1 protein-coding gene is annotated in these 1280 nt (G+C 60.1%); it reads left to right on the top strand.

What is annotated here, in order from left to right; genetic code table 11:
• Positions 1 to 1280, top strand: a 1280-nt coding sequence (locus V6C07_RS06420; RefSeq protein WP_333535524.1) for a glycosyltransferase family 2 protein, incomplete at both ends; no start/stop codon positions are given.

The following is a 1280-nucleotide window of genomic DNA, read 5'->3' as shown; positions in this document are numbered from 1 at the left end:
CCGGCATGTCAGCATGGCTGCGTTGGCGACATGATCCCGGGCCGCAAAGCCTGCTTGATATGATCGGGCTTCTGCCTCACGCGCAGCAATGCGCATCTCTGACCCTTTGCCGTGACCTGCCCGACAGCCTGCCCCGTGCTTTGTCCTGGTATGTTAAGGCCGCCCGCAGGTTGCGCGACTACGGCCATGCGGAGGGATATTCCGTTTTGGCGGCACAGGCCGGGGAATGGTTGCAGCGGGCGAAAGACTTCAGGCGCGAATCTTTACGTCCCGGCATGCGCGCCCTGCAAGAGGAGGGGCTGTATACCTGCGGCCTGGACAATTGTCCTGCGGTTTACGACGCCTGGCTGGAGCTTGCGGAACAGGAAAGCTCCATTGCAGGAGCCGCTCCGAAAGAATGTGCGGCACAGGAAAAACGGTACAGTGAGCTGATGGTTGGTCACCAATGGCCCAAGATTGCCGTTGTAATGCCTGTGTACAGCCCGCAGCCGGAACATTTGCGTGCGGCACTGGATTCTGTTCTGGGTCAGACATACCCCCACTGGCAGCTTTGCATTGCTGATGACGCTTCCACAGACCCGTATACACCTGAAATTTTGAGTGCTTATGCCGCACAAGACGTGCGGTTGCGATACGTGCGGCGCGAAAGCAACGGGCATATTTCTCTGGCAAGCAACAGTGCGCTGGAAATGGTCGACGCGCCCTGGACAGGTTTTTTTGACCACGATGACCTGCTGGCCCCGACCGCTCTTGAGCAGATGGCTGAAGTGGCCGCGTCCGTGCCTCGTCTGGGGCTGGCCTTCAGTGACGAAGACAAGGTTGATTCCCGTGGTGTCCGGCGTACGCCCATTTTCAAGGCGGATTTCGACCCCTGGACCCAGTATGTCTGGCATTTTTCTGTCTATTCCACAGAATTGCTGCGCCGCCTTGGCGGCTTGCGGCCTGGGTTGGAAGGATCGCAGGATTATGATCTCAGTTTGCGCGCCACGGAATGCCTCGGCCCGGAGCAGATTGTTCACGTGCCGCACGTGCTCTACCACTGGCGCATTCACGAGGGCAGTTCAAGCGGAGCGGTGGGGGCCAAACCCTATGTGCTTGAGGCAACGCGCCGCGCATTGAACGAAAGTGCTGCCCGCCAGGGGCTTTCAGCTGTGGCCGCGCCTGCGGGGCGCAATAATTTTTACACCCTGCAATTTGCCGCGCCGACCCGCAGGTGCAGCGTTGCTTTGCTGGCCCGCCACGAAAGGGCGGTGCAGGCCGGACTGTGGCAGGCACTGACG

The sequence above is a fragment of the Desulfovibrio sp. 1214_IL3152 genome, from assembly GCF_036763055.1.
In the GTDB taxonomy this organism is placed as follows: Bacteria; Desulfobacterota; Desulfovibrionia; order Desulfovibrionales; family Desulfovibrionaceae; genus Desulfovibrio.
Note: the sequence above shows the minus strand (reverse complement) of the source record. Positions and strands in the feature narration are given on the sequence as shown.